The sequence below is a fragment of the Psychrobacter sp. Ps3 genome (assembly GCF_022129275.1).
GTDB lineage: Bacteria > Pseudomonadota > Gammaproteobacteria > Pseudomonadales > Moraxellaceae > Psychrobacter > Psychrobacter submarinus.
The window spans coordinates 23,832-50,189 of sequence record NZ_JADQAL010000016.1 but is presented as its reverse complement, the minus strand read 5'-3'; the positions used below and the strand labels follow the sequence as shown (position 1 = coordinate 50,189).

Genomic DNA, 26,358 nt, shown 5'->3' with positions numbered 1-26,358 from the left:
CCTAGCTTAATATATAAGCTAGGGCTTTTCTTACGAATGGTCATTTTTCTACAAAGTCAGATTGAACCTGTCTTACTTATCTTTGGGCTCTACGATTAAGTCAGGAGGCCCTGTTAACAGATCTTCATCACGGAACTCGTTAGCTGAGTTGTGTTCAGCAGACTCCTCAGTAGTGAACCACTGCTTATTACGATACAGAATCAGACGATCTCGGCTCAAACCACGCAGTAGTGAATACATCATAATCATAATCACGATAGCAAATGGGAAGCCTGAAACAATCGATGCCGCTTGCAGAGCCCCTAAACCGCCAGCTGCTAAGAGTACCGCTGCGATAACGCCTTCAGTACCTGCCCAGAATAGACGCTGAATCTTAGGCGGATTGGTATCACCACCAGAGGTCAACATATCGATAACGAAACTTGCAGAATCTGACGAGGTCACGAACCAAAGCACGATCATAATCACGATGAGTAGGTTGACCGCTGCAGTTAATGGATACGATTCCATTAGCTTAAAGATTGCGCTGCCAGTATCGGCTTTGACTGCCTCGATAAGACCAGGACTTGCCACACTTGGATCAGCTGCAGCCATCAGCTCCATGTGTACTGCTGAGCCACCAAAAGCGGTGAACCATAAGAAAAGAATAGTAATGGGGATTAATAACACACCCAAAATAAACTCGCGAATCGTACGGCCACGTGAGATACGAGCGACGAATACACCAACAAAAGGTGACCAGCTAATCCACCATGCCCAGTAGAAGATAGTCCAAGATGACTGCCAGTTATCTTGGCCTTCATAAGACTCAGTCCAAAGACCTAAAGGAATCACTTGATGCAAGTAGTTACCAACGTTTTCAACGAAACTATTAAAGATAAACTGCGTCGGACCTAAGATAATCACAAAGCTGAGCAAGATGACTGTGAATAAGATATTCAGATCACTTAAGCGCTTGATACCTTTATCTAAACCCAAAAACAGCGACATGCCTGCCAATACAGTAATAATAGCAATCAAAATGATTTGTGTAGTGATATTATTAGGTACACCAAATAGCGTATCTAGACCTGAGTTGATCTGTAACACCCCTAAGCCAAGCGTCGTCACCACCCCAAACATCGTCCCAAATACGGCAAGTGTATCTACCGTATGACCCATAGGTCCATAGATTTTTTTGCCGAGTAAAGGATACAGGGTTGAGCGAATGGCCAAAGGTAGGCCGACACGATAATGGAAATAAGCCAACGCCAAAGCGACGATACCGTAGATGGCCCAAACATGGAACCCATAATGCAAAAATGAGATATTCATCGCAAGCTTAGCGGCTTCAACACTCTCAGGCGTGCCTAATGGCGGTGCCATAAAGTGATATAACGGCTCAGCAGTACCCCAATACAGCAAACCAATACCGATACCTGCTGAGAAGAGCATACCAATCCATGAGACTAGATTATACTCGGGCCTCTCAGTTTGATGACCTAGTCTGATATCGCCATAACGGCTAAATATCATATAGATACTCATGACTAAGGCTAGATTCACCACTACGATAAAGAACCAGCCAAAGCGCAACGAGACAAACGCTTTTGCCTCATTAAACACCACTTCAGCTTGCTCATTAAAAAAAGCGCCGAAGATAATAAAGACCAAAATCAAAATAGCTGAGGTCAAGAACACAGGTTTACTTACCCGTGGAAAAGGGCCTAAGCGGCCAACTTTTACATGATCCATAGCGTGTCCAAAAGTTAAAATTGCGTCACCTTATCAAGATATAGGGTGATTATCAAATGCAATATTAAAAATACAGTGGTTAATATGCAAAAATAATTTAGAGAGAATCAAGGATATTTTGCTATAGCGAATCGAACTTTGAGCCTTAAAAGCTATTATCAATACAATCGCTTAGGCTATTTTAGCTTTTATCATGGATATAAAAAAAGCCTCAATCTGTTTAAAGATTGAGACTAATAATAAAGTTTAACGTACTTAACTGAAGATTAATCGCCTTTGACGATCTTTGGCGGTCCTTTGAGTAGATGCTCATCGGTAAACTCATCAGCGGTATTATGATCGATAGACTCATCAGTAATAAAACGCTGCTGCGCACGATAAAGGATCAAGCGATCACGGCCAAGACCACGCCACAGCGCGTACATCATGGCAAAAATGACAATGGCAAAGGGTAGCCCTGCAACAATCGCTGCTGCTTGCAGAGCGCCAAGACCACCTGCTGCGAGCAAGATTGCGGCAATAAAGCCTTCTGCCGTCGCCCAAAATAGACGTTGAATCTTTGGTGGATTAGTATCGCCGCCTGCGGTTAGCATGTCAATGACAAAGCTTGCAGAATCAGACGAGGTGACAAACCACAAGACAATCATGATGACGATCAACAAGGTAATAGGCTTAGCGAATGGATAATACTCAACCAACTTAAAGATTGCGCTACCTGTGTCTGCTTGTACTGCCTCTATCAGCCCAGGGCTTACTAGAGCAGGATCAAGCGCTGCTAACAGCTCCATATGGATAGCTACGCCGCCAAAGGCTGTGAACCAAAAGAACAAAATAGTCATCGGTATCAGTAGCACACCTAAAGTGAACTCACGAATGGTACGACCACGAGAGATACGAGCAATAAACACCCCAACAAATGGTGCCCAGCTTACCCACCATGCCCAATAAAATATCGTCCAGCCACTTTGCCAATCGGTACCACTATACGACTCGCCCCAAAAACTAAGTGGAACGACTGCCGCCAGATAATTACCAATGTTTTCAAAGAAGCTATCAAAGATAAATAGTGTTGGACCCAAAATAACTATAAAGGCTAGCAGAAGGCCGGTGAGACCCATATTGAGATCGCTCAAACGCTTGATGCCTTTATCAAGACCAAGCATTAAAGATCCGCAAGCCAGCAGAGTAATAAAGGCGATAATGACAAACTGAACAGCAAGACTATTCGTAAGACCAAATAGGTTTTCAAGTCCTGAATTGATCTGCATGACTCCTAAACCTAGCGAGGTCACAACGCCAAACATCGTACCAAAGACGGCTAAAATATCGACCGTATGTCCCCAGCGCCCATAAATCTTTTGACCCAATATAGGGTACAAAGTTGAGCGAATGGACAGCGGTAATCCGCGTCTAAAATGAAAATAGGCCAAAGATAACGCGACGATAGTATAGATAGCCCAAGCATGTAAGCCCCAATGCAAAAACGAGATATTCATCGCCTGCTTAGCGGCCTCCATGGTCTCAGGCTCAGCCATTGGCGGCGCCATGTAATGGTATAATGGCTCAGCCGTACCCCAATACACTAGACCGATACCGATACCTGCTGAGAACAGCATACCAATCCAAGACCCCAGACTGTACTGCGGCCGCTCGGTTTGCTGACCCAAACGTATATCGCCGTAGCGACTTGCTATAAGATAAATACAAAAGACTAAAGCCACGTTCATAAGTAAAATGAAGAACCAGCCAAAATTAGTCGTAATAAAGCTTTGCAGATAACTAAAAAGCGCACCAGCAGTCTCAGTGAAAAATGCGCCAAAAACAATAAAACCAATAATAAGAATACTCGATGTGATGAAGACGGGCTTGTTTACCCTAGGAAAAGGGCCAAGCCTTTCAACCTTTACATGATCCATTCGTTAAATAACCTTAAATTTTTTGGGAGTTTACCTTATCAAGATAACGCGCAACTATCAATTATAAACCAAGTACTTACAAGTCTTTATTGAATAGAAACAAAGTTATAAGTCATCAATTAAAAAACATTGTTTCACTATTAGTAAAACTACTGCCATGTTATGACCATAGCATTATGATTAATTGACATTGGTTTTACTGTGGTAATAAATGTAGCAATCTGCCGTTATCGCCATCTTCCAGTAGCCATACCTGACCATCTACGCTTAATACATTTCGTATTCTTGCGCCCATATCATAGCGATAGCGCTCACTGGCATTACCTACCGCGTCCATATCGACCACGATAAGCGCTTTAGAGGATAAGCCACTCATTAAAGCATTGCCTTGCCATGCTGGAAAGTCATTTTGACTGCCTGAGGTGTAAATACTCAAAGACGATGGTGAAATAACAGGCGTCCAGCTCACTTTAGGAGGAGTAAATTCAGGACGAGTATCATGGTCGGGTATGTCTGTGCCAGAATAGTTACGACCGTTTGAAACCACAGGCCAGCCATAGTTATTGCCCTTGACGATTAAATTATACTCATCACCGCCACGCGGTCCCATCTCATTGCTCCACAATCTGCCCGACTCATCAAACGCCATACCGAGTACATTTCGATGACCCGTACTCCAAAACTGGGCGCTAATGTCATTATTGTTGGCATAAGGATTGTCACTAGGGACAGTCCCGTCAGGATGCAAGCGGATAATTTTGCCAAGATTTAAGCTCATATCTTGCGCAGGCTGTTTTTCTTGACGATCGCCTGAGCTGATATAAAGGTAACGCCCATCAGGTGAGAACAATAAGCGATGACTATAATGCCCTTGCCCATCGATTTTTTTGTTTTGCTGCCAGATAGTGCTGATGTTTTGCAAACTTGGCTTCTCGGTATCTAAACCGCTGAGCGTCGCTTTGATAACCTTTGCCCCATATTTATTACTATCAGCACCACTGCCCGCTTCGGCATGACTGATATAAATAGCATTACTTGCCCTAAAATCTGGCGCTAAAGTCACATCTCCTAAGCCGCCTTGTCCGCCATAAGCCACCTCTGGCACACCTGCGACTTGGGTTTTGACTCCCGTCTGCGTATCGACCACAAATAGCTCGCCCGACTTTTGCGTGACTAGCAACTCAAGCGCGTCATTTCCTGTTTTTGGTAGTGCAGTCATCGCCCATGGCTCATTAAAGGTTGCGATCACTTGGGTAGTAAAGCTAGGCTTGCTGTCTTCTGTTTGCTCGCTAGTACTAATGTCAACGTCTTGTGTATTGGCTACAGGAGTGGCTGATTCTGAGCAGGCCGCAGTGCTAAATAGTAGAGCGGCTACCATTAGCGGTAAACTAACTTTCTTGTTTTTACTCATCTTGCTGTCGATTGGCATAGCGTTCATCCTTTAATATCTTTAATCTCATTTTTATTTATCGCTGACATCTGTCTTCTAATATAGCAAGCCTCATGTAACTTCGCCCAGAAATTATGCAACAAAAAACCCTTTATCTACTATGGCAGATAAAGGGTTAGTGTTACTTAGAGATTGGCTCTCAATCTAAAATGACTATTAGCTCATTCTAAGCTTATTAAAAGTCAATCTATCATCTTGATCGACATCGACTTTGATGATATCACCTGCGACAAAGTCACCAGCCAATAGCTTTAATGACAATGGATTTTCGATCTCTTGCTGGATCGCACGTTTTAGCGGACGTGCGCCATACACCGGATCGTAACCAACAGCGACTAGTTTGTGCATCGCATCGGCTGACAGCTCGATATCCATCTCACGCTCTTGGAGACGCTGACGTAGACGCTGCAACTGAATGTCAGCAATACCAGCCATCTGCGACATGCCAAGCGGATGGAATACCACAATCTCATCGATACGGTTGACAAACTCTGGGCGGAAATGCTGTCCGACCGAATCCATCACCTCAGACTTGATGTCTTCATAGCTCTCGCCGACCATCTCTTGGATTTTGTGAGAGCCTAAGTTACTCGTCATCACAATCACCGTGTTTTTGAAGTCAACCACGCGGCCTTGTGAGTCGGTCAAACGTCCATCGTCTAACACTTGCAAGAGGATATTAAACACATCAGGATGCGCTTTTTCGACCTCATCAAACAGTATCACGCTATAAGGCTTACGGCGTACCGCTTCGGTCAAGGTGCCGCCTTCTTCATAACCGACATAGCCTGGAGGCGCACCCACTAAGCGGCTGACGCTGTGTTTCTCCATATACTCACTCATGTCGATACGGATGATGGCATCCTCACTATCAAACAAGAAGTTGGCCAGTGATTTGGTCAGCTCAGTTTTACCAACCCCCGTAGGCCCTAAAAATAAGAACGAACCCGATGGGCGGTTGGGATCAGACAACCCAGCTCGGCTACGGCGCACAGCGTTGGCGACTGCTTCGACTGCTTCATCTTGACCGATGACGCGCTCATGCAGCTTGTCTTCCATCGCCAACATCTTGTCACGCTCGCCTTGCAACATTTTGCTGACAGGAATTCCCGTCGCGGCTGCCACCACCTCTGCGATTTCGTTGTCCGTGACTTTATTACGCAGCAGTTTGGCACCGCCATTATCACCTGCCAGCTCTTTTTGCTCGGCCAAATCAGACTCTGTGATACGGCGCTCAAGCTGTGGAATCGTCTCGTACTGCAGCTTACTCATGGTCTCATAGTCGCCTTCGCGGCTGGCTTTGTCATAAGCGATACGCGCTTTGTCCAGCTCGTCTTTTAGCTGCTGAGAGCCTTTAACCAGCGCTTTTTCCGCTTGCCAAATCTCATTGAGATCGGCGTACTCTTTTTCTAGCTCCTCGATTTGGCTATCAAGCACTTTACGCTCTGCTTGTGCGCCGGCATCTTCTTCGTTTTTGAGTACTTCGCGCTGCATTTTTAGCTGAATCAGACGGCTATCGAGCTTACCGAGTGCTTCAGGCTTACTGTCCATCTCCATGCGCAGGCGACTGGCTGCTTCATCGATTAAATCAATCGCTTTATCAGGCAGCTTGCGATCGGTGATATAACGATGGCTCATGCGCGCTGCGGCAATGATTGCGCTGTCTTGGATATCGACACCATGATGCAGCTCATAACGCTCTTTTAGACCACGCAAAATCGCAATGGTGTCTTCAACCGTTGGCTCATCGACCAATACTTTTTGGAAACGGCGCTCAAGGGCGGCATCTTTTTCGATAAATTGACGATACTCATCTAACGTCGTCGCGCCGACGCAGTGTAGCTCACCGCGCGCCAGTGCAGGCTTTAGCATATTGCCTGCATCCATCGCGCCCTCTGACTTACCCGCGCCGACCATGGTATGCAGCTCATCGATAAACAAGATGACGTTACCTTCTTGCTTGGCAAGGTCGCTAAGCACGCCTTTGAGACGTTCTTCGAACTCACCGCGGAACTTAGCACCGGCAATCAATGCACCTAAATCCAAGGACAACACTTCCTTACGGCGTAGACCTTCTGGCACATCGCCATTGATGATTTTTTGTGCTAGGCCTTCGACGATGGCTGTCTTACCGACACCTGGCTCACCAATGAGCACAGGGTTATTTTTGGTGCGGCGCGAGAGCACCTGAATGGTACGGCGAATCTCTTCGTCACGGCCAATGACAGGGTCTAGCTTACCCAGCTCAGCCTGCTCAGTTAAGTTGATAGTATATTTGTTTAGCGCATCACGCTGATCTTCGGCATTTTGATTGTCCACCGTTTCGTCTCCACGTAATTTTTCGATCACAGCCTTTAACTGACTGGCTGTCACGCCTGCACTTTCAAATATTTTTTTGGTTTCGCCTTGCTCCGCCAGTGCCAATAGCACCCATTCAGTGGCAATGAAATCATCGCCTTCTTTTTGTGCTTGGCGATCCGCTAAGTTCAAAATCTTCACCGAGTTTGGGTTTAGATTGACATCGCCTGTTGGGTCGCTAATAGTTGCTTGATTATCGAGTGCTTTGGCCACGCCATTTTTTAGCGCCGGAATGGATGCGCCGGCCTGCTGACAGATCGCGATGTTTGACTCATCTTGTAGCAGTACGGCAAGCAGATGCACAGGGTCTATGCCTGTGTGATCACGTCCTAACGCTAAGCTTTGCGCTTCTTGTATTGCAGATTGCAACTTTTGGGTAAATTTCTCAAATCTCATATTGTTATCCTTTGATAATTTATCATAGCAACAGGCTTTTATAAGTATTAGGTTAGCCCGTTTGCCTTTGGTTGCTATCTATATAAGGTATAGTGACAGTCAATTCAAGCGAAAAACAATAAAAAACCTTACTATTAGCAATGATATAAAGACTAGTTTATTAATAAGTATTTATCAGTGCTATTTCAAGAATTTTTAAAGAAAAATAAGTACCTAAATAAGAGTTTATTGCTAATAAAAAAGCGCTTGCCCTATCCAGAACAAACGCTATAACTGGCTCATGAGACGATAAAAAACGCTAAGCTATTCTACAATTTCAATCGGCATTCCTGCTTTGTATACGCTCATAATCTCATCCATCTCATCATTAGTCACCGCAATACAGCCATCCGTCCAATCACGCTGCTGCGTAATAGCCGCCAGATGACCAAGGCCGTTTTTTTGTCCATGAATCATAATATCACCGCCCGCACTGACCCCGCGTTTTTTGGCTTGGGCTTTATCAGCGGCGTTAGGATAACTGACGTGGATGGAGCGATAGTAGTTAGAGTTTTCGTTTTTATAATCAAGAATATAACTCCCTGTCGGTGTGCGCTCGTCGCCTTCTTGGCGCTTATGTCCCACTGGGCTATCCCCTAAAGCAATGTGATAAGTTTTGATTACTCGATCGCCACTTAATAGCTTTAATACCCGCTCGGACTTATCGACATAAACTTTATCGATAGTGACATCTGTATGGATAGCTTGATTGTGCTTGCTGCTATTTTTGGCCAAGGCCAGCGCGCTCACACTTATCATACTAACGACTATCAGCATCAGAATAGCCAAAGAGAAGGGTTTGGTTTTGCGAGATGATAATCGAGAAAATGACATAGAAATTGCTTCTTATTAAGTGAGCTTAGTCACAAGATAACAGATCTCTATGTCAAGGTTTGTGCAGAAGTTATGAATAGAAAAAGAGCTAAGCTATCAGACCATACGAATCGCGCCATCTAAGCGTATCACTTCACCATTAAGATAGGCATTATCGATAATATGCATCGCCAACTTAGCAAACTCCTCAGGAGCGCCTAAACGTTTTGGATAAGGGACAGCTGCCTCTAGTTGTTCGCGGGCCTTTTCTGGGATACTGTGCATCATCGGCGTCGCAAACACCCCTGGCGCTATCGTCATAACGCGAATACCATGACGCGTCAGCTCACGCGCTAGTGGCAACATCATACCAACCACGCCCGCTTTCGATGACGCATAACTGGCCTGCCCGACTTGCCCATCGAAAGCTGCAATAGACGCTGTATTAATAATAATACCGTTATCGGCATTTTGCGCACTATCAGCGTTGGTATTGGCGGCGACACGCTTAGCAATACTAGCTGCCACCAAACGTGCGACATTAAACGAGCCGACTTGATTGATAGTAACGCCGCGTGTGAACGCCTCTAGATCCGCTGGGTTATTGTCACGGTCGAGTAGCTTTTGTACCACAGCGATGCCCGCGCAGTTGATAGAGCCTTGCAGACTACCAAAGTCCGTCTCAGCGGTAGCGACTGCCGCTTGTACGTCATCGCCGCTGGTGACATCACAGCGCACAAAGCGAACGCTATCGCCAAGCTCACGGGCTAAAGCTGTCCCCGCCTCTTCATTGAGGTCCGCGATGACTACTTTTCCGCCTTGCGCAGTGATAGCGCGAACCACGGCTTCGCCTAACCCTGAAGCGCCGCCAGTGACTAAAAAACTGTTTCCCTGTATTTGCATGATATCTCCCTTATCGTTTGTAGGTGATGACCCTTAGTGTATGTCTTCTTAGTGTATATATTATCGATTATATATACGATGCGCTTACATCGTTAAGATAGGAATAAATAAACTATCTTAACGATATAAAAGATAACAGCTTTATCTAAGAAGTCTTAGAGCTATTCATCTACTCATGAGTTATCCAAAAAACGAAGCAGCGCTTTTTCCTCTAAGCTCTGATACTCTCTAGTTCGTCCGCGCCGGGCTTGTTTATAATTTTCATAAAACTCGCCTGCCAAGAACTTCTCAATGATAATAGGATTAATGTAGGAGCTACGGCAGACGCTTGGCGTATTGCCTAACTCTTCAGCGACATCTTTGACCATCTCAGTGACTAACGTTTGCCGCAGCTTACTGTCAGGGGCGCTGGCTAAAATGGCTTCGCCGTTTCCGTTTTGTAGCTCATCATATAAATAACTGGCGGCCAGCACACTGGCCATCCAAGTGCGAAAGTCTTTTGCGCTGTAGAGCCTACTTGTGCAGTCCGAGGCGGCGTTATTATCCTCACACAGATGCAGGCGTAGATATTCATTGACATCAGAGCTATCAACCACGCGTTTGTCGCCATTGTCATCTAAATATTTAAAAATCTGATAGCCAGGCAGCTCAGAGCAAGACTGTACGATGTCTATCAAGCGCTCGTCTTGTAGCTCGATATGATGCGCTTTGGCACTTTTACCAACGAAATCGAAGGCCAAGCCATTCTCTGTTTCACTCACATGCTTACTACGTAAAGTACTAAGGCCGTAGCTTTTATTGAGCTTAGCATAGCGACTATTACCGATACGAATGAGAGTCGTCTCTAGCAACTTCACCACTGCCGCAAGCACATTATCATGCGATAAAGTCTCAGCTTCTAAATCTTTTTCGACTTGCGCGCGCAGATTAGGCAGAGCGCTCGCAAAGCCAATCATCGCCTCAAATTTGGCACGATCACGCACACTATCCCATAGCTCATGATACAAATACTGCTTACGCGCCTTGCCATCGCGCCCTGTCGATTGGAGATGACCGTTTTCATGTTGGCATATCCACACCTCAGACCACATCGGCGGAATGACTAAAGCCTCAAAACGTTGGCGCAGTTTTTTATCTTTGACCGTATTGCCTGCTGCATCTCGATAGGTAAAGCCGCGACCATGACGGCGGCGGGTAAAACCCGGCTCATCATCGCTGACATAGCGCAGGTTTGCTTGCTTGGCTAGGCGCTCATAATCATGACGAAGATCTAGAGCCGCCTGTACTTGAGCCTTATTCACCATAAACCAAAACCCTTGTAATTCATTATTTTAAAAGTAAACTGTTGATGATTTAGAATAATAAATTAAAGCGCTGTTTACTGTTAAATTGACGCAGAGAATATGTAGAGCTGTGTAAAGGTAGAATGATTAAAAAATAAAAAAACCAAGCATTAAGCTTGGCATTTTATGGCACTGAAATTATTGCTAACGTTGTCGCTAATAATGCTATTTACCGTAAGTACATAAATAAGCGCTTTCGACTTCGACTTTAACGTTGAACTTTTTATCCGCTTCAATCGTAAATTGCTCGCCCGCCGCAAAAGTCTGCCAATTATCATTATCTGGCAGCTTGACAGTGAGTGCCCCGCTCACGACACTCATCGTCTCAAATTCGCTAGTACTAAATTCGTATTCGCCTATCTCCATCACACCAACAGTGGCAGGAAGAGTAGCGGTTTGAAAGGCGATGGACGCCACTTTATTATCAAAATATTGATTAACGCTTGGCATAGATATTCCTTAAATGGATGAGCTTTCATTAAATACTGTTTGCATTTAATAGTTGGAGGCTGGTACTTTAAGTTGAGCAGTTATTGTTCAAAATCAACTAATAACGAAATTCTATTTAAAGAATTTCACTTGCAAAGCTAAAATTGCAGGGCAATTTTTAAACGCTTCTCAGGGCTAAAGCACCAGCCTACGTCAAGATATATAATTTTATTAAAATACTTTAAAAACTTACTTTGAGAATTAAAATCACAGCCCTGCTTTGAGACTCGCTTCGATAAATTGATCCAAATCGCCGTCGAGTACGGCGCCGGTATTAAAGGTCTCAACGCCAGTACGCAAATCTTTGATCCGCGAGTCATCGAGCACGTAAGAGCGAATTTGACTGCCCCAACCGACGTCAGACTTATTATCTTCTACCGCTTGTTGGCTCTCCATGCGTTTTTGCATCTCAAGCTCATAGAGCTTAGCGCGTAGCATTTTCATTGCGGTGGCTTTATTGCCATGTTGGCTACGCTCGTTTTGGCAAGTGACCACTACGCCGCTTGGCTCATGGGTGATACGTACTGCCGAGTCTGTGGTATTGACGTGCTGACCGCCAGCACCTGATGAGCGATAAGTGTCAATCCGCAGATCAGCAGGATTGATATCGATATCGATATCATCGTCAATCTCAGGCGACACAAACACAGCCGCAAACGAGGTATGACGACCGTTATTACTATCAAAAGGCGACTTACGCACTAAGCGATGCACGCCAATCTCAGTGCGCAGCCAGCCAAAAGCATAATCGCCTTTGATCTCGATAGTGGCAGACTTAATACCGGCGACACTACCTGAAGATACTTCGATAACCTCAACTTTAAAGCCGTGCGCCTCCGCCCAGCGTGTGTACATGCGCAGTAGCATCTCCGCCCAATCTTGGGCCTCGGTGCCGCCGCTACCCGATTGGATATCCAAATAGCAGTTGTTCGGGTCCATCTCACCGCTGAACATCCGGCGAAACTCCAAATCGGCGACGCGTTTTTCAGCACTATCAAGCTCGCTTTGCACATCTTTGAGCAGGGACTCATCCTCGGCTTCGACCGCGAGCTCTAGCATTGCAGCGGCATCTTCAAGCGTAGTCTCAAGCGATACCACTATCTCGATGACGCTATCGAGCTGACTTTTTTCTTTGCTAATTTTGGTGGCACGTTCCGGATCGTTCCACAGCTCCGGACTCTCCATCTCTAAATTGACTTCCTCTAAGCGCTCTTGCTTACCATCGAAGTCAAAGATACCTCCGCAGGTCCTGTCCACGCGTCGATAAGTCTTTGATTTGCTCTTGATATGGGTTAATTTCCATCAGTGTTCCTGTATGTATTAAATAATAGTGTCTTTGTAGGCTGGGTTTTTAACCCAGCTTCAGGACTTTGTAAATTCAAAATGCTGGGTTAAAAACCTAGCCTACGCCAAAAATAATAATTATTAAAAGCGATGTTGTTGACTACTCATCGCAATAGCACTGCTAAATGATGATAAACTAAATCGACCAATCCTCAACCGCCCAGCGATTCGCCAATGCATGGGCATGCAAAGCCTTATCAGGCGATACGCAAACGGCAATATCTGCCCATTCTAATAACGGAATGTCGTTTTTAGAATCAGAGTAGGCATAAGTTTTGGTAAAGTGGATACCATCTTGCTGCTTTTTATCAAGCCATTTATCCAGATGATAAATCTTACCTTCTTGAAAGTTAGGCTTATCGGTTAATTTACCGGTGTAGCGCTCATCGACGATTTCAAGCGGCGTCGATAGTACGTTTGCCTCGGTGATGCCAAAACGCTGAGCGATAGCAGACACCACAAAGTTATTGGTCGCTGAGATAATCACCACCTCATGACCAAGCTCCACGTGCTCACACAACACCTCCATCGCTTTTGGGCGAATATGCGGCTCAATCTCTGTTTTTATATAGTCTTCACGTAACTTATCAAGCCTGTCCATCGGTAAAGAGCTCAAAAACTGTGCGACAAACTCGTTGTACTCAGTCGCATCGAGGGTACCTTCTATATAGTCATTATAAAACTTTTGATTGGCAGTGCGATACTGCGCCTCATCGACAAGGCCGTGCTTGACGATATACTCGCCCCATAAATAATCGCTATCGACATCGAGCAAAGTATGGTCTAAATCAAATAACGCTAAGGTGCGCGCATTGGCAGGGGCTGGTGTAGAAGTGTTATTCATAAAACATACTCGCTGAGGATAAAAGGAGCGTCCTAAAATAAGGACGCTTACTTACTATTCTTACTATTTAAGCTATCGGTTTTCTTATTATAAAACTATTCAGGCGCTTGGATCTCGGTCAGACCTGTTTTGAACTTTTGACAGCGATCTGCGTAGTGCATGGCGGATAGCTTGAGCATCGCGGCCTGCTCATCAGTCAAAGTTTTGACCACTTTGGCCGGTGCGCCCATCACTAGTGAATTATCCGGAATCTCTTTACCTTCAGTGACTAAGGCTTTAGCGCCGATAATACAGTTTTTACCGATTTTGGCTTTATTAAGTACTACTGCGCCGATGCCAATTAAGCTGTTATCACCGATCTCACACCCATGTAGCATCGCTAAATGCCCAATCGTCACATAATCGCCAATTTTGACTTCGATACCCGCATCAGTGTGAATCACGCTGTTTTCTTGCACATTGCTGTAGTCGCCGATATGAATACGCTCATTGTCACCGCGAATCACTGCGCCAAACCAAACGCTGGCTTGATGACCTAAATATACATCGCCAATGACTCGCGCCGTATCGGCAACCCAGCCATTAAAAGGGACGGCAAACTCAGGTTTTTTGTCTAAATACTGATAAATCATAACTATCCTTGTTTATTAAATAAGGGGCACACTACAGCGGCCCTATTATTATTGTCAAAACATTAAAAAACTAATAGAGAATATTAGGGCGTGTTGAACATTCGACCATGGCACTGACAGAGACTATTTTTTAGGCGATTTGCAGATAAAAATGGTAAGTTTAGTCGTTCTAAGCGTCTATTTTTATCAATAAAGCGGCAAAAAAGAGTCCTGTCCCTGCGGGCTGATGCTAAAATCGCCCTGGTCGTTGTGACTGTTTAAATAAAATCAGCTAGCCAATGCAATAAGCATTACCTGCAATTTTAACGACGACTAGAACACAGCTTTGATAAACTAGTAGCGATCAGCAGTGCGCATTTGTGAATGTTCAACACGCCCTATAGGTTTTGTGGATTGATTGTCTTAAAATAAGGCCACGCAACCCTCACTGACGATGCAAATCATACCACTTTGAGAGTCACAGTAAACCCTTTTAGGAAGATGACTATGAATAGCAAATACTCCCTACCTCTATTAATGCTCGTCAGCGGCACGCTAGCTGTAAGCCCTAGTTACGCTGACGACAGCTCTAGTATCGAAAAGGCAGGCAGCGTGGTTGCTGTTGCGATCCCTGCTATCGCTTATGGTAGCACTTATTATAAGGATGACAAAGAAGGACGCCAGCAGTTTTATCGAGGGTTTGGCACTACTGTTGCTACAACTTACGCGCTAAAAGCGGTGATAGATAAGGAGCGCCCTAACGGTGAGGGCGATAACTCTTTTCCCTCTAGTCATGCTTCAGCCGCTTTTCAGGGGGCAAGCTTTATTCATCGGCGCTATGGCCTTGAGTATAGCATTCCAGCTTATTTAGGCGCAGGCTTTGTCGCTTATAGTCGCTTAGACGCCGATGAGCACGATGCAGTAGATGTGCTCGCTGGCGCAGCTTTGGGCATGGTGAGCAGCTGGTACTTCACCACTACCTATAATGATCTGTTAATCGTTGCGCCTAATTTATCGCCTGATTATTATGGCTTAAGCGTTAATTATCAATTTAAGTAATTTACTTGCACAATAAGACTAGCTCTCATTATCAAAGTTTAGTACAATGCTCAAAATCTGTGCCTAAGCGAGTGGACATGATGTAAGTTACTCTTCACCCCTATGTGAATTAAGTATCTTTTCATCTATTTGTCTTCTCGCTTTTTTGTGGGAAAATTTCAGCGATAATCGGTTTTATAACGCTTTGAATTGGTATAAATTATCGATTATCCGCTGAAGTGACAACCACAAATATAGTAGCGCATTCATCATCAATAGCGGAGGCAAATCCTTGAATTCATCGACAACAACACAAGCAATTTTGGCATTAGCAGATGGGACGATTTTTCGAGGTGTCAGTATTGGTAGTACAGGTCATAGGGTCGGTGAAGTGGTCTTCAATACCGCAATGACAGGCTACCAAGAAATCCTAACTGATCCAAGCTACGCGCGCCAATTAGTTACCCTCACCTATCCTCATATTGGCAATACTGGTACCAACGCTGAGGACAGTGAATCTGGCAACACCCAAAGTCATGATAAAGTCTGGGCAGAGGGTCTTATCATTCGCGATGCCACTTTAACCACTTCAAATTTCCGTAGCTCTGAATCACTAAGCGATTATCTAAAACGTAACGATACTGTGGCTATTGCTGAGATTGATACCCGTCAGCTGACGCGTTTACTGCGCGAGCAAGGCGCCCAAAACGGCTGTATCATGACCGCCTCAACTGGCACTGAGATTAGCGACTCAGACGTACAACAAGCCATTAAGCTTGCGCAAGAGTTTACCGGTCTCAAAGGCATGGATTTGGCAAAAGAAGCCACCCATCCAGAAGGTTTTGAATGGACGGCGGGCACTTGGGAATTATCCGATACGCTACTCAATCGTGATGCACCCGGTAGCCATGACAGCGGTACGGGCGGATTCTTCAAGCAACTTGGCACGCACATCGAGCACAAATACGATGTCGTCGCTTATGACTTTGGTACTAAGACCAACATCTTACGTATGCTGGTGGATCGCGGCTGCAAGGTTACTGTGGTTCCTGCACAAACGCCGATCGAAGAGGTGCTAGCGATGAATCCTGACGGTATCTTCTTATCTAATGGCCCAGGCGATCCGGCGGCTTGTGATTACGCTATTGACAGCGTGCGTCATATCATTGAAGAGACCGATATCCCTACCTTCGGGATTTGCCTCGGCCATCAGCTAGTTGGACTGGCTAGCGGCGCGAATACGGTTAAGATGAAGACCGGGCATCATGGTGCCAATCATCCAGTACAAGATTTGGGCACTAGCGCGGTGATGATTACCAGTCAAAACCATGGTTTCGCAATCGATGAAGATACCTTGCCGGATAATGTCAAATCAACGCATCGCTCATTATTCGATGGTACTAACCAAGGCATTGAGCTGACCAACAAGCCAGTCTTTAGCTTCCAGGGTCACCCAGAAGCGAGTCCTGGCCCTCATGACGCGGCTGAGTTGTTTGATAAGTTTGCAGCTATGATGGAAAAGGCTAAGGCGGCTGTCTAATGGCAAATGAACTGACGCAGAAATGGACAATTAAAGACTTAAAAGGCGTTGGCGACGTTGAACTATCACTTGATGATAGTAAACGGGCCTTTGTATTCTTTGGTAGTAATGGTATCGGTAAGACTAAAACATTAGAAGCTTTGTTTTTTTTCTTATTAGCAAAGACACATAACTTTATCACTAGCACCAATTTTGCATATGAAGAAAAAATAGCTTTTTCAATTACCAGTCAGGCTCAATCGCTCTCTTTTAAGGAAGCCACAGGAGGCTCTGCTTATCCTGATAGAGTTTTTCTAAGTCGACTGACTGAACAGGTTAAGAATAAAAAATTTGATGCTATTGCTCATTTGGGAGCAAAACAGCGAGGTTCAGCTGTTAAATCCTCGCAAAGCCATGCAAAATCCATTGGTAGCTCCAAAGTTCGTAGAAACGATTATTTTAAATTGATTGAGAACGCTATAAACAATGACTCATTGTCTGAACTAGGTATGAGTGAAAATATTCATCAATGGTTTATAGAGCGTGCTCAATCTGTTAATCCTTATCAAAAATCTGAGGATAATCGACAGGTCGATATAGATACAGTACTTAATGCTTTAAATACTTTAGATAATCGCATCGGTAAAACGCTTAATGTGGACGGTGATGATAATGTTTATTTAACTATTGAGGGGCAAGAGACCGAGCTAAACGAGTTAAGCTCTGGCTTTATCTCAGTAGTTAAGATTATCCAAGCGATTGTCTCGGCCTACTCTGCTTTTACTAATAAGCAAGACCTACTTAATGTCAAAGGTGTCGTACTTATTGATGAAATCGAAAGCCACTTGCACGTAGAGTGGCAAACTAGAATCATACCAACGCTAAAAGATCTATTTCCAAATACTACCTTTTATATTGCAACGCATTCGCCTTTAGTCTTATCGCAATTAGACGAAGGTGAAGCTTATTTGCTAAAGCTAGAAGAAGACGGTGTTGTTCGTTCTCACGTAATCGACTCTCCAAATAAGCGTATTTTAGCCAATGTGTTACGCGACGCTTTCGGTATCGACCTAAATGAGCTTAAAAGAGAATCTATGGAAGACAGTAGCCAAGATTTGGCGAAATATCGCTTATTAAAGCTACTTAGAAATCCAGCAGGTGACGATAGTGAGTAAATATGTTCTTCTAGATGCTAATTTACTTATCGGTGCTTTTGATCACGATGCCACAAACTCTAAACATATTGAATCCAAACAAATTGTCGAAGATTTACTATTAGACGATAAGGTAAAAATCGCTATTACGCCACTTATTCGTTATGAAGTACTGCGTGGTGTGCGCCGTGTGCCGACAGAACAAATGGTGGAGATTTTAAATGATTTTGAAGAGTTTGAAATTACCGATGTAGAAGGTAACAGAGCCTCTGACATCTATCGTTTAGCCCTAGTAAAACAACAGAAATTAGATAAACGTAGTTTTGATGTTTTTCATTATGTAGTCGCTGAAATACGTGATTTAGAATGGATGAGTCAAGACAATGATTTGAGTAAAATTGCAATCCTTGCCAAACCTATTATTGAAGGACACATCTAAATGCCAAAACGTACCGACATAAAAAGCATTCTTATCATTGGCGCAGGCCCTATCGTTATCGGTCAAGCATGCGAGTTTGACTACTCAGGCGCACAGGCGTGTAAAGCCCTACGCGAAGAAGGCTACCGCGTTATCTTAGTCAACTCAAATCCTGCCACTATCATGACCGATCCTGTCATGGCGGACGCCACTTACATCGAGCCAATTACTTGGCAGACAGTCGAGCAAATTATCGATAAAGAGCGCCCTGATGCGATTTTGCCAACGATGGGCGGTCAAACGGCGCTCAACTGTGCGCTTGAGCTAGATCGTAACGGCGTGTTAGAGAAATACGGCTGTGAGCTGATTGGCGCAACCAAAGATGCCATCGAGATGGCAGAAGACCGCGATTTATTTGACAAGGCGATGAAGCGTATCGGCCTTGAGTGTCCGCGCGCAGAGATTGCCGAAACCATGGAAGAGGCGTTTGCAACTCAAGAAAAAATGGGCTATCCGTGTATCATTCGTCCCTCTTATACGATGGGCGGCTCCGGCGGCGGTATCGCTTATAACCGCGAAGAGTTCATCGAGATATGTGAGCGCGGCTTTGACTTGTCCCCGACCCATCAGCTACTTATCGATGAATCACTGATCGGTTGGAAAGAGTACGAGACTGAAGTCGTGCGTGATAAAAACGACAACTGCATCATCATCTGTACCATTGAAAACTTCGATCCGATGGGCGTGCATACCGGCGACTCTATCACGGTCGCGCCGGCGCAAACCTTGACTGATAAAGAATATCAAATCATGCGCAATGCCTCACTAGCGGTACTACGTGAGATTGGGGTAGAAACTGGCGGCTCAAACGTGCAGTTCGGTATTAATCCAAAAAATGGCCGCATGGTTGTGATTGAGATGAACCCGCGTGTCTCGCGCTCCTCAGCGCTAGCCTCAAAAGCGACGGGCTTCCCGATTGCCAAAATCGCTGCCAAACTAGCGGTCGGTTATACCTTGGACGAGCTACAAAACGACATCACCGGCGGCGCCACTCCTGCCAGCTTCGAGCCGACGCTTGATTATGTCGTCACTAAGATACCGCGCTTTAACTTTGAGAAGTTCACGCAAGCCGACAATATCTTGTCGACGCAGATGAAATCGGTCGGTGAAGTGATGGCTATCGGCCGTAACTTCCAAGAGTCTATGCAAAAAGCACTACGCGGCCTCGAGACTGGCGCTGATGGTTTTGATGAGCAAATCGACTTAGCGGCAGTGAAACCAGAAAAAGCGCGTAGCGAGATTATCAATCGCTTAACCGTGCCGACGCCCGATCGCATCTTTTATATCGGCGATGCCTTTCGTATCGGTATGAGCGTGGAAGAGGTGTTCAAATTCACTAACGTCGATCCTTGGTTCTTGGTACAAATCGAAGATATTATCAATACTGAAGAAAACGTAAAAGCGCTTGGCTTTGGCGACTTAAATGAGAACAATCTGCGCCAGTTTAAACGCAAAGGCTTGTCAGATCTACGTTTGGCTAAACTGCTTGGCATCTCACAAAAGCAGCTACGCGCTAAGCGTTGGGACTTAAATATCCATCCCGTCTATAAGCGTGTCGATACCGCAGCGGCAGAGTTTGCTACGAGTACCGCTTATATGTACTCAAGTTATGACAGCGAATGTGAGGCTAAGCCCACTGACAACAAAAAAATCATGGTCATCGGCGGTGGCCCGAACCGAATCGGTCAAGGTATTGAGTTTGATTATTGCTGCGTCCATGCGGCTCTTGCGATGCGCGAAGATGGCTATGAGACTATCATGGTCAACTGTAACCCTGAAACGGTCTCTACCGACTATGATACCTCCGACCGTCTCTACTTTGAGTCCATCACTCTAGAAGATGTGCTAGAGATCGTCCGTATCGAGCAGCCTGACGGCGTTATCGTGCAGTTCGGTGGCCAAACGCCATTGAAACTGGCCCGCGCTTTAGAGGAAGCTGGCGTGAAGATCATCGGTACTAGCCCTGACGCTATCGACCGCGCTGAAGACCGTGAGCGCTTCCAGCACATGATTCAGCAATTGAACCTCACCCAACCGTCGAACGCACTAGCCACTAGTCTTGAGGATGGCCTAATTAAAGCCAAAGACGTCGGCTATCCGCTTGTGGTACGCCCGTCTTATGTACTCGGCGGCCGCGCAATGGAGATCGTCTATAACGAAGAGGAGCTCAAGCATTACCTGCGCACCGCCGTACAAGCGTCCAATGAAGCGCCAGTACTACTCGATCGCTTCTTAGATGATGCCGTCGAAGTCGATGTCGATTGCGTCTGTGATGGCACAGATGTAGTGATCGGCGGTATCATGCAGCATATCGAACAGGCGGGCGTGCACTCTGGCGACTCGGCTTGTTCACTGCCGCCTTACTCACTGTCAGATGAGCTGTGTGATGTGATGCGCGAGCAAACCATAGCGATGGCAAAAGAGCTTGGCGTTGTGGGTCTGATGAACGTACAGTTTGCGGTCAAAGGCGAGACCGTTTATATCCTTGAGGTCAATCCCCGCGCCGCGCGTACCGTACCTTTTGTCTCAAAATGTATTGGTACATCGCTTGCGCAAGTGGCCGCACGCTGCATGGCAGGTACGTCACTCAAAGACCAAGGTTTCACACACGAGATCAAACCTGATTTTTATGCGGTAAAAGAGTCGGTATTCCCGTTTGCTAAGTTCCCAGGCGTCGACCCCATCCTTAGCCCTGAGATGAAGTCAACTGGTGAAGTCATGGGCGTTGGCAAAACCTTTGGTGAAGCTTTTTACAAAGCGGTTATCGGTAGTAATGAGCGTCTGCCAGGTCTACCGACTGAAGGTGAAACCAAAACTGTCTTTATCTCAGTGCGCGATAGCGACAAAGAACAAATCGTTGCAGTCGCTCGTCAGCTACAAGACTACGGCTTTGAGATAGTCGCGACCACTGGCACGCAAGCGGTATTGGCTGATAATGGTATCGACTGTAAGCAAATCAATAAAGTCACCGAAGGTCGCCCGCATATCGTTGATGCGGTCAAAAACGGCAAGATTGATTTGATTATCAATACCACCGAAGGCAAACAAGCGCAAGAGGATTCGTTCTCTATCCGCCGTAACGCGCTACTAGGCAAAGTCTTTTATGTCACGACCTTAGGCGCCGCCGAAGCCGTTTGTAAGTCTTACGCAATCGACTTGCCTTTCGATGTTTATAAATTGCAAGACTTACATGCAAGAGCTAAGCCTGTCGCTTAGTAGCACTCGCGGTCTGTATTGATATTCTATTGACTTGGCAGCTTAAATTCAGTAGATTAGACCTATCGTAAAGCATGTTTTAAAAGTTTATAAATCCTATTCGGCTTAAAAAAGCATAGTAGCATCACTGCTACTATGCTTTTTATTGTGCTTTGAGCAAGTCAATCAGCGTCTGTTAAACTTTTATTACTTAGCTTTTGTTAGCTGGCTTTAATTACATAGATTTATCCCCATAATCTTTATATACTCTCTCACACTCATTGCAACAACATAGCACCATCTCACTATTCACTAGGAGATGGTGTGCTGTTATTGGTTTAAGGAAAAAACATGCAACGTTATCCTATGACTCCCCAAGGTCACGCCGCTTTAGAGGCCGAGCTTAAACAATTAAAAACCATCGATCGTCCGCGTATTACCGCCGACATCGCTGAAGCCCGCGAGCATGGTGACCTAAAAGAAAACGCTGAATACCATGCCGCTCGTGAGCAACAAGGGTTTTGTGAAGCGCGTATCCGTGACATCGAAGCGAAGCTTAGCGCCGCGCAAGTCATCGACCCTGCTACCCTGAACAAAGAAGGCCGAGTGGTGTTTGGTGTCACCGTTGTTATCGAAAACGTCGATACGGAAGAAGAAAAGCAGTATCAAATCGTCGGTGATGATGAAGCGGACTTTAAAGCGGGTAAAATCTCCGTCAACTCGCCTATCGCGCGCGGCTTGATTGGTAAGTTTGAAGGCGATGAAGCCCGTATCGAGACGCCAAAAGGTATGGTTGAGTATGAGGTGATGAAGGTTATTTATAACTAATCAAGCTCAGCCCTAGCTTTCTATCAATACCTCAATGGATTAAGTTTCCTTAATCCATTGAGGTATTTTTATGCGTATTATTGCCTGCCTTAGCTCAGTAAATATTCATTGATGTACTTTTGGCAAATTACACAATGCTACTATTTAACTTCCTTATGTTTAGCAGATAATCAGTTAACTTTTGAGCCAATCACGGACTGTCTACTTTATTATAAGGAATTTATGATGACTACGAACACTATTACGAATAAAACGGTTTTTGCAGCTACAATGGTAATCCCCCCAATAAATAAGAACACTTACAAATAGAGATTAACTGCTAAAATACACCAGCAGGAGAATCCTATGAAAAAGACACGCTTTAGCGACAACCAAATCGTCAACATCCTAAAACAAGCCGAACAAGGCGTCCCTATTACCGAGCTCTGCCGTGAGCATAACATCAGCCAAAGCACCTTCTACAACTGGCGATCTAAATATGGTGGTATGGACGCCACACTTATCAGCCGTCTTAAAGAGCTTGAAGTTGAAAATGCCCGCTTAAAGAAGATGTACGCTGATGAATGTCTTAAATCCGACATCCTACAGGATGCCATGACAAAAAAGTGGTAGCGCCCCAAAGGCGCCGGCAGATGGCTTGTCACTATATTGAAGATCGTGGTATTAGCATACGCCGTGCTTGCCGTATCTTTAACATCAGCGTCACCTGTTATTATCACAAGTTGGTGGCAACAGATGAGAACCAGCAAATAGCAGACTTACTTATTAAACTGACCGATGAGAACAAGAACTGGGGCTTTGGCTTGTGCTTTTTAGCCTTGCGTAATGTGCTAGGACTGCCGTACAACCATAAGCGGGTATATCGCATCTACTGCGAGCTTGAACTCAACCTTAGAATCAAGCCTAAGCGTCGCATTAAACGTGCTAAACCAATACCATTAGCAGTACCTGATAGGATTAACCAAAGCTGGAGCATGGACTTTATGCACGACAGCTTAACTGATGGCCGCGGCTTTAGACTGTTCAATGTCATTGATGATTACAACCGTGAGGCACTCACCGTTGAAGTCGACTTCTCGCTACCGGTGCAAAGGGTCATACGCAGTCTTAATCAGCTTATTGAGTACCGAGGCAAACCTGTGCAGATAAGATGCGATAACGGCCCTGAATACATCAGCAATGCGCTCAAAGACTGGGCTGAACAGCAAGGTATCATCTTAAGCTATATTGAACCTGGCAATCCACAGCAAAATGCGTATGTAGAGCGCTTTAACAGAACCATGAGATATGATTGGTTAAATCAGGAGCTGTTTGATAATCTAGAGCAGGTACGCGCACAAGCAGAAAACTGGTTATACCATTATAATCATAAGCGCCCAAACATGGGCAATGGCGGTTTTACACCGATACAGAAACTCAATCAGGCAGCTTAATTCTATTTATTAGGTGTCTTAAGTTTGGGAGGGTTACCCAATGACCAGCTTCGTGCTGTTCTCTTTTAGCGCCAATGCCGCTTCTGAGATTATTATCAATCAACCTGCGACTGGCAGTACTACTGTCGTTGAGCAATATTCTGATGGCAATACGGCGACTATTACCGCCACCCCCAACGGCATCTCTATGCGAAATGGCATGCCCTACTCAGTGACGCAAGTGACTAATGTGCCGCGTTATACAGTTAGTCAAGGATCATCGACTGTCGTTGCTAGAGGTCCGATAACCAGTCAAGTCACTCAGCAAATCGGTAATACGCCAATGACGACAGTGACTACTCCCATCCATACTGCTGCCCAAGTGATGACGCCAGTGACAACAGCTGCTGTCGTTAATAATCAAATCGTGACAAACCCAGTCGTTACCAGTCAGACGGTGACCACTTTAGATACCCTACAACTGAACCCCACTTTTAGCACTCCTGGTGTCGTCAATGCTCATACTAAAGTGATGAAAATCCTAAAAGACAGTAGTGGCCGTGATGTCGCGGTCCCTGCTAATAGCATTAAGCCTGGTGATATCATCGAATATCAGACCACTTATGTGAATAATAGCAATCAGCCTATCAATGATGTGAATGCTATGGTTGCTTTGCCAAGTGGCGTAAGAGTGGTGTCGTTAAACAGTCCACTACCGACCTTAGCGACTACTGGCGGCGATAGCTATCAAACGATTCAACAAGTCGGTAATACTGTGACGGTGCAAGAGAATTATTCAGCTCTCAAGTGGAACTTGGCAAACCTGCCTGCTAATACGCCACAAACAGTCGTGATACGCGCTAAGGTGCAATAGTTTTATACTTAATCAATATTTAACCTCTTTATCTAAAGACGATAAGCCTTGATTCATTAAGGCTTATTCTATGTCATAGGCGACAACAGTTGTCGCATACTATTGATAATTTGCTATTAAATACAATGACTTAACGCCAAATTTGATAAAATAGCACTCTACTAATGAATGGGTACTATAACTTATGGCAACCATCAATTATGACAGGCTACAAGGAAAGCTCAATATCTTAGCGGATGCGGCTAAATATGATGTCTCTTGCTCCTCCTCCGCTGGCACCCGTAAAAACCAAGGCGGCGGCCTCGGTGATGCCTCAGCGACAGGTATTTGTCACAGCTACACAGAAGACGGCCGCTGCGTCAGCTTGCTCAAAATCCTACTGACCAACCACTGTATCTATGATTGCGCGTACTGCACCTCGCGTAAAAGCAATGACACGCCGCGCGCGGCATTTACGGTTGAAGAAGTGGTTGATTTGACCATGCAGTTTTATCGCCGCAACTATATCGAAGGGCTATTTCTAAGCTCAGGTATCTTTAAAAGTGGCGACTACACGATGGAGCGACTGGTGGAAGTGGCAAAGATACTGCGCACTCGCGAGCGTTTCAATGGTTATATTCATCTAAAAACTATTCCTGGCGCTTCAAAAGAGCTATTGTTAAAGGCAGGACTCTATGCAGACCGTCTGAGCGTCAACATCGAGATTCCGACTAAGTCAGGGCTCGCATTGCTTGCGCCTGAGAAGTCACATGATGAGCTAAAAGCGCCGATGGAAACGGTTAAAGAAGAGATTATCACTATCCGTGAGAGCCGTAAAACCCATAAAAAAGCGCCCAAGTTCACCCCAGCGGGCCAGACTAGTCAGATGATCGTCGGCGCTAGTAACGAGACCGATTTGCAAGTGATTCAGTTATCGAGCCACTTCTATAAACAGTATGACCTCAAGCGCGTCTACTACTCAGGTTATGTGCCGATGCTGTCTGATAATCGACTGCCTGCTATCGGTACGCCGGTACCTATGGTGCGTGAGAACCGCCTCTATCAAGCGGACTGGTTAATGCGTTTTTATGGTTTTGGCGCGCATGAGATCGTTGAGCCTGACTCGCCGTTTTTGGATTTGGACTGTGATCCAAAGCTCGCTTGGGCAATTCGTCATCGTGAGCATTTCCCCGTCAACATTCAGACAGCAAGCTATGAGATGATCGTGCGTATCCCCGGTATCGGCACTAGAACCGCACGAAAGATTATCAAAGCGCGCAAGTTCAATCAGCTGACTCTAGAGCATCTCAAAAAGATGGGCGCTGCGGTCAATCGCGCCAAGTACTTTATCGCGACCACAGGTAAGAATGAGCATCTCTCGCATTTGACTCGCAATAACTTTCGCCAATATGTGCTCGCGCAAACGCAAACTAAGTACAAAGATCAGCGCAGTGGTCAGATGGCGTTATTTTAAAAGGTTGGTTTAATTTAGTATGCGTAGGCTGTGGCTTTAGCCCAGCAAAAGTTATGTAGGATTATTATCGCAGATAATAAAAATAGTTTATGAAATAAGTAGTCAATTTTGTACTAGGTTTAAAAATCAAAAGCGCTGGGCTAAAGCGCCAGCCTACGGTAATAGCT

General features: G+C 45.2%; 20 protein-coding genes. 9 read left to right on the top strand and 11 right to left on the bottom strand.

The window, feature by feature from the left end:
* Positions 1-72: 72 nt before the first annotated feature.
* The 11 genes from I3248_RS06890 to I3248_RS06840 form a co-directional block, all read right to left on the bottom strand.
* The gene (locus I3248_RS06890; RefSeq protein ID WP_201557733.1) at positions 73-1,734 is read right to left on the bottom strand and encodes a BCCT family transporter; all 1,662 of its coding nucleotides are present in this window, start codon (positions 1,732-1,734) and stop codon (positions 73-75) included.
* 266 nt (positions 1,735-2,000) lie between these two features.
* Positions 2,001-3,650, bottom strand: a complete 1,650-nt coding sequence (locus tag I3248_RS06885; RefSeq protein WP_201557741.1) for a BCCT family transporter — start codon at positions 3,648-3,650, stop codon at positions 2,001-2,003.
* A gap of 196 nt (positions 3,651-3,846) precedes the next feature.
* Entirely contained in the window at positions 3,847-5,079 is a 1,233-nt protein-coding gene (locus tag I3248_RS06880) for a PQQ-dependent sugar dehydrogenase (protein WP_238063083.1), read from the bottom strand.
* Positions 5,080-5,256: 177 nt separating this feature from the next.
* Positions 5,257-7,854, bottom strand: coding sequence for an ATP-dependent chaperone ClpB (gene clpB, locus I3248_RS06875; RefSeq protein ID WP_238063075.1), 2,598 nt, complete (start codon positions 7,852-7,854; stop codon positions 5,257-5,259).
* Positions 7,855-8,157: 303 nt separating this feature from the next.
* The gene (locus tag I3248_RS06870; RefSeq protein ID WP_238063074.1) at positions 8,158-8,727 is read right to left on the bottom strand and encodes a L,D-transpeptidase family protein; all 570 of its coding nucleotides are present in this window, start codon (positions 8,725-8,727) and stop codon (positions 8,158-8,160) included.
* A gap of 96 nt (positions 8,728-8,823) precedes the next feature.
* Complete coding sequence (locus I3248_RS06865) at positions 8,824-9,609, bottom strand: SDR family NAD(P)-dependent oxidoreductase (protein ID WP_238063073.1); 786 nt, start codon at positions 9,607-9,609, stop codon at positions 8,824-8,826.
* 173 nt (positions 9,610-9,782) lie between these two features.
* Positions 9,783-10,913, bottom strand: a complete 1,131-nt coding sequence (locus tag I3248_RS06860; protein WP_238063072.1) for a DNA topoisomerase IB — start codon at positions 10,911-10,913, stop codon at positions 9,783-9,785.
* A 204-nt stretch (positions 10,914-11,117) separates the two neighbouring features.
* On the bottom strand, positions 11,118-11,402 hold the full coding sequence (locus tag I3248_RS06855) for a pyrimidine/purine nucleoside phosphorylase (RefSeq protein WP_238063071.1): 285 nt from the start codon (positions 11,400-11,402) through the stop codon (positions 11,118-11,120).
* Between the two features lie 246 nt (positions 11,403-11,648).
* Positions 11,649-12,744, bottom strand: a protein-coding gene (gene prfB / locus I3248_RS06850) for a peptide chain release factor 2 (protein ID WP_198013319.1) whose coding sequence is annotated in 2 segments (ribosomal slippage) — positions 11,649-12,671 and positions 12,673-12,744 — 1,095 coding nt in all. Because the reading frame shifts where the segments join, the coding sequence is not laid out codon by codon here.
* 177 nt (positions 12,745-12,921) lie between these two features.
* On the bottom strand, positions 12,922-13,629 hold the full coding sequence (locus tag I3248_RS06845) for an HAD family hydrolase (protein ID WP_025645769.1): 708 nt from the start codon (positions 13,627-13,629) through the stop codon (positions 12,922-12,924).
* Positions 13,630-13,724: 95 nt separating this feature from the next.
* Positions 13,725-14,261 (bottom strand): gamma carbonic anhydrase family protein, encoded by a 537-nt coding sequence (locus I3248_RS06840; protein WP_201602224.1) that lies wholly within the window; start codon positions 14,259-14,261, stop codon positions 13,725-13,727.
* A 486-nt stretch (positions 14,262-14,747) separates the two neighbouring features.
* Between I3248_RS06840 and I3248_RS06835 the strand changes: the two genes are divergently transcribed.
* From I3248_RS06835 to I3248_RS06795, 9 genes are all read left to right on the top strand, one after another.
* Positions 14,748-15,299, top strand: a complete 552-nt coding sequence (locus I3248_RS06835) for a phosphatase PAP2 family protein (protein WP_238063070.1) — start codon at positions 14,748-14,750, stop codon at positions 15,297-15,299.
* 271 nt (positions 15,300-15,570) lie between these two features.
* Positions 15,571-16,818 carry a glutamine-hydrolyzing carbamoyl-phosphate synthase small subunit gene (carA, locus tag I3248_RS06830; RefSeq protein WP_201600802.1) on the top strand — a complete coding sequence of 416 codons (1,248 nt, stop codon included), beginning with the start codon at positions 15,571-15,573 and terminating at the stop codon, positions 16,816-16,818.
* On the top strand, positions 16,818-17,972 hold the full coding sequence (locus tag I3248_RS06825; protein ID WP_238063069.1) for an AAA family ATPase: 1,155 nt from the start codon (positions 16,818-16,820) through the stop codon (positions 17,970-17,972). The genes carA and I3248_RS06825 overlap by 1 nt, the downstream gene beginning before the upstream one ends.
* On the top strand, positions 17,965-18,390 hold the full coding sequence (locus I3248_RS06820; RefSeq protein WP_201600806.1) for a PIN domain-containing protein: 426 nt from the start codon (positions 17,965-17,967) through the stop codon (positions 18,388-18,390). Before I3248_RS06825 ends, I3248_RS06820 begins: the two co-directional genes overlap by 8 nt.
* Positions 18,391-21,645, top strand: a complete 3,255-nt coding sequence (carB, locus tag I3248_RS06815; RefSeq protein WP_238063068.1) for a carbamoyl-phosphate synthase large subunit — start codon at positions 18,391-18,393, stop codon at positions 21,643-21,645. It begins immediately after the preceding gene.
* A gap of 330 nt (positions 21,646-21,975) precedes the next feature.
* Positions 21,976-22,452 (top strand): transcription elongation factor GreA, encoded by a 477-nt coding sequence (gene greA, locus I3248_RS06810; protein ID WP_025645760.1) that lies wholly within the window; start codon positions 21,976-21,978, stop codon positions 22,450-22,452.
* 345 nt (positions 22,453-22,797) lie between these two features.
* Positions 22,798-23,885 (top strand): IS3 family transposase gene (locus I3248_RS06805; protein ID WP_238063067.1). Its coding sequence is split into 2 segments (ribosomal slippage): positions 22,798-23,050 and positions 23,050-23,885, totalling 1,089 coding nucleotides; the frame shifts between segments, so codons are not numbered across the junction.
* 40 nt (positions 23,886-23,925) lie between these two features.
* Positions 23,926-24,738 carry a hypothetical protein gene (locus I3248_RS06800; protein ID WP_238063066.1) on the top strand — a complete coding sequence of 271 codons (813 nt, stop codon included), beginning with the start codon at positions 23,926-23,928 and terminating at the stop codon, positions 24,736-24,738.
* A 184-nt stretch (positions 24,739-24,922) separates the two neighbouring features.
* Positions 24,923-26,191 carry a putative DNA modification/repair radical SAM protein gene (locus I3248_RS06795; protein WP_238063065.1) on the top strand — a complete coding sequence of 423 codons (1,269 nt, stop codon included), beginning with the start codon at positions 24,923-24,925 and terminating at the stop codon, positions 26,189-26,191.
* Positions 26,192-26,358 lie beyond the last annotated feature (167 nt).